Origin of the sequence: Mycobacterium simiae (genome assembly GCF_008370645.1) — a bacterium.
GTDB classification, from domain to species: Bacteria; Actinomycetota; Actinomycetes; order Mycobacteriales; family Mycobacteriaceae; genus Mycobacterium; species Mycobacterium simiae_A.
The window spans coordinates 1-4,702 of sequence record NZ_VTZN01000266.1 but is presented as its reverse complement, the minus strand read 5'-3'; the positions used below and the strand labels follow the sequence as shown (position 1 = coordinate 4,702).

Annotated in this window: 1 protein-coding gene; it reads right to left on the bottom strand. The window is 65.8% G+C overall.

Going from position 1 to position 4,702, the window contains the following annotated elements; genetic code table 11:
- Positions 1-4,616 (bottom strand): non-ribosomal peptide synthetase (locus F0Q45_RS24435; RefSeq protein ID WP_188113139.1); only part of this gene is annotated, 4,616 nt, incomplete at its 3' end.
- Positions 4,617-4,702 lie beyond the last annotated feature (86 nt).

Here is a 4,702-nt window from a genome sequence, read left to right as displayed (position 1 = left end):
GCCGACACCGCGGTCGGCGACCGGGTCAACGCGGCCCGGTTGCCCCATCCATCGAGGTCAGCCCTTTCACCCTCGTCGAGCAAATCCACCGATGGCAGCGCCCGGTCGGGTTGGGTCGTCATCACCTGCAGCAGCCGTTGGAACCGTTGCATCAGCTGCTCAATGCTGTTCGCGGCAAAGACATCGGTGGCGAACTCGATACGGAGCCGAAGTTGGGGTCCGGGCAGCGCAATCAGGGCAAGGGCGTAGTGGGTGAATTCACGGCTGGTGATATCGGTGATCGTCGGCTCGTGTTCGCTCAGGATTGCCGAGCTGTCGATCGGGTAGTTCTGGTACACGAGCAGGGTGTCAAACAATACGTCGTGCCCACTGGCCCGGTGGATGTCGCTGAGCGCTAAGTGTTGATGCTCGACGGTGTCGTTATGTGCGCGTTGGAGTTGGTCGAGTAATGCTGTGGTCGTGGTGCCGGCCGTGGTGATCGCACGTACCGCCACGGTGTTGATCAACAGGCCCACCAGGGAGTCCGCACCGGGTAGATCGGCGGGCCGTCCGGAGACGGTGGTGCCGAACGCGACGTCGTGGCGGCCGGTCTGCCAGCCCAGCAGTTGCGCCCAGGCGGCTTGCAGCACGATGTTGACGGTGGTGTGGTGGGTGCGCGCCAACTCGGTGAGCGCCGCGGTGGTGGCGGTAGCCAGCGGGATGGTTGTGACGCCGCGTTCGGCCAGCTGAAACCTATCGCGCGGGCCCACCAGTGTGGGCGCCTCAAAGCCGGAAAACAAGTTGCGCCAGGCGGTTTGGGCGCAATCGTGGTCTTGATCGGCTAACCAGGTCAGGTAGTTGCGGTAGGGGGTGGGTGCTGATAGCGGGCGTCCGGCGTAGCTGGCGAATATCTCGCGCAGCAGGATTGGCAGTGACCAGCCGTCGCACACCACGTGGTGATTGGTGAGCACCAAGCGGTGCCGGTCGTGGGCGGTGCGGATCAAAACGGCCCGAAACGGGCAGTCCTGGGTGACATCGGCGATGGCGGCGCGTTCGCCGGCGCACACTCGCTCGATATCGGGGTGGTCCTGCCCGCCCTGGGTGAAATCGAGGTAGCGCCAAGGCAACACCGGGTCCCGGACGATCACCTGCACCGGCTGGTCGAGATCTTCGTAGACGAATCGCGCCGTGAGGTTAGGGTGGCGACCAACAACGGTTTGGGCCGCGCCGTGCAGGCGGTGGTGGTCAAGTCGGCCACCCAGGCCGATGTTGAGCTGCAGCAGGTACGCCTCGGCGGGGCCCTGCGCGTCGACGGTGTGGAAAAGCAATCCCTGTTGCAGGGGCGTCAGCGGCAACAGCTCCCCGACCCGGTGGGTCTGTTCTAGATGCTCGATCTGCTGTTGGGTCACGGACAGGGGGGCCAGGTCCGACGGAGTGAACCCACCGCCCCCCGCGGTGACGTATGCGCAGATGCCGGTCAGCGCTTCGAACCACAGCCGGCCAATCGCGGTGATCTGGGTGTCGTCGAACACCGGAAACGCCCAGGTCCAGTTGGCCTGCAGTTGCGGGCCGGCGTCGGTGTCGACGGTGACCGCGTTGAGCTCGACAGTGTGCGCCAACGGCAAGGCCGACTCGACGCCCGCGCCCACGACAAACTGCAAGTCCGAATTGATGATTCGCCATCGCTCGTCGTTGGCCAACGCCGGTTCCGACGAGACTCCGAGACGCCCTAAATAGTTGAATCCAATGGGCGGGTGGACCCCGGTCAGCTCAGTGTCGGCGCTGAGGTAGCGCAGCAAACCATAGGTCAAGCCGTCGGGAAGGGCTCGAAGCTGTTCTTTGGCGTCCTTGATCACCGCGCCCACGGACGCATCACCGGCGGCGATCTTCTCCCACGGCAGCCCGCCGGGTGCCAGCGCGACCGGGTATTTGGTGGTGAACCAGCCCACCGTATGGGACAGGTCGATGCCGGGGGCCAGTTCCTCGTGGCGTCCGTGGCCTTCGACGTCGATGGTGATCGGGGTACCCGGGCCGCCCAGAAATTCCGTCCACGCCAAGGCGAACGCGATCAACAGAATGTCGTGAATCCCGGTGTGCAATGCGGCCGGTGCCGCGCCGAGCAGCGTGCCGGTTGTCCCCGGGTCGAGCCATACCGACGTATGCCTGATGCTGGCACCGGTGTCGGGTGCGGGCAGTGCGGGCGGGATGGCTGAGATCTGTTGCCACACCGTCAGCTCTCGGGTCACTTCCGGGTGGTGCGAATACTCGGTCAACACCGAAGCCCATCGGCGAAACGAGGTGCCACCGGCTGGCAGTGCCGCTACGCCGTCAGCGCGGTACCGTCCCCAGCCGGTGTTGATGTCGTCCAGCAGAATCCGCCACGACACCCCGTCAACACCGAGATGATGAATGGCCAGCACCAACTGCGATGTCGAAGAAACCCAGATGGCGCGCAGCATCACCCCGCAGGCCGGATCCAACCGCGACCACGCCGCTGCCATCGCCTCGTCCGATAACACCGCCACCTGCTGCAGGCAGGCGCGCGCATCCACCGAACCTGGTTCGGGCACCCGCAACGACCAACCCCCGGCGCCGTCAGGGTCAACCCATAGCCGCAACATCGCATGGCGATCCAGCAGGGCCTGCAGCAGGACCACCACGTCGCCAGCAGTCACCCCGCGGGGGGCCTGGAACAGCACTGTCTGGTTGAACCGCTTGACGAGTCCGGCTCCGCTTTGCAGCCAGCGAATGATCGGTGTCGCGCTCACGTCGCCCACACCGTCGTCGACCCAGCCGTCCTCACCAGCAGCGTCGAGGTTGGCAACGCGCGCTACCCGAGCCACGGTCTGCTCGGTGAAGACGTCCCGGGGTCGGCAGATGACCCCGGCGGTGCGTGCCCGGGCGGCTACCTGGATTGCCAAGATGCTGTCTCCGCCGAGGTCGAAGAACGATTCGTCGAGCCCGACCCGGTCCAGGCCCAGTACCTGGGCGTAGATACCGGCCAGAACTTCTTCGACCGCGGTGGTGGGGGCGCGGTAGTGCTCCGTGGTGCCGTATTCCGGTGCGGGTAGCGCGCGGCTGTCGAGCTTGCCGCTGACTGTCAGCGGCAGCGCGGGCAATCGCACCAGGGCGGCGGGCAGCATGTAGGGAGGCAGTCGGGTGGCCAACTGGGCACGCGCCGCACTCGGATCCGCCGTCCCGGTGAGGTAGGCCACCAGGCGCTTGTCGCCGGGGCGGTCCTCGCGGGCGATCACGACGGCTTGCTCGACACCCCCGAGTTCTGTTAGGGCCGAAGCGATTTCGCCTGGCTCGATGCGGTGGCCGCGGATCTTAACCTGTTCATCGGTTCGGCCGACATAATGCAGTTGGCCATCGGTGCCCCAGCGCACCACATCGCCGGTGCGATACATACGTTTTCCCGGCGCCTCTGCGCTGCCGAACGGGCAGGCGACAAATCGCGATGCCGTCAATGCTGGGCGGCGCCAGTAGCCGCTGCCGACACCGTCTCCGGCCACGAATAGCTCGCCAGGAACTTCCGGCGGGACTGGGCGCAGCCACGCGTCCAGGACGAACAGTGCCGCTCTTGGTAGTGGGCGGCCGATGGGGGCTGTTCCCGAGCGGGGGATAAGCGGCGCACTGATGGACACACACACGGTCGTCTCGGTGGGGCCGTAGGCGTTGACCATGACCCGTCCGGGGGCCCAGCGATCGACCACCTCGTTGGGACACGCTTCACCGCCGACGATCAGTGCGGTCGAGGCCAGGCCATGGGTGGGTAGCAGCGCAGTCGCAGCAGGGGTTTGGGTGAGGACGTCGATGCGCTGGTTCACCAGTAGTGCGTGAAAGTCCTTGGGAGAGCGGGTTACCGACTCAGGCACCACGACTAGGCGCCCGCCGTGCAGCAGCGCGCCCCAGATCTCCCACACGGAGAAGTCGAAACCGTAGGAATGGCATTGCGTCACCGCCTGGCCCGCCGCGGCGGTGAACGGGGTTGGCGCTGCGACGAGTTGGGCGATGTTGCGATGAGTGATCGCCACACCTTTGGGGGTGCCGGTGGTGCCCGAGGTGTACAGAATGTAGGCGATGTTGTCGGGCTGTGGGTGCGGCAGCGGGTGAGTGGGGTAGGAAGTGTCGATGCCGGGGTCGCCGACGTCGATGACGGGTAGGTCATAGCCGTCCAACCGGACCGTCAGTTCGCTGGTGGTCAACACGGCCGCCGGCGCGGCGTCCTGCAGTATGAAGGTGATTCGCGCCGGGGGGTGCGTGGGGTCGATAGGCAGGTAGGCGGCACCCGTCTTCAACACCGCCAGCATGGCGATAATGGCCTGGGCGGAGCGCGTAAACAACAGTGCGACAACGTCTCCGGGTCCCATTTCATGGCTGGCGAGTAGGTGGGCGAGTCGGTTAGCGGCCGCATCGAGCTGGCGGTAACTCCATGAGGTGCTCCCGCAGACCAAGGCCACGTCCTGCGGGGTGCGCGCGACCTGGGCGCCAAACAACTCCGGAATCGACAGCAGACACGTTGGACGGCTCAGGGCGGCGCGGTTGCCCCACACATCAAGATGCCGGTGTTCGGTGTCGTCGAGGAGGTCTAGTGACGACAACTTTTGCTGCGGGTCGGAGGTCGTCGACGCCAATAGTCTGTGGAGTCGATCGATGAGGGTGTGGATCGTGGCGGCGTCGTAGACGTCGGTGCGGTATTCCACGGCTCCGGCTATGCCAG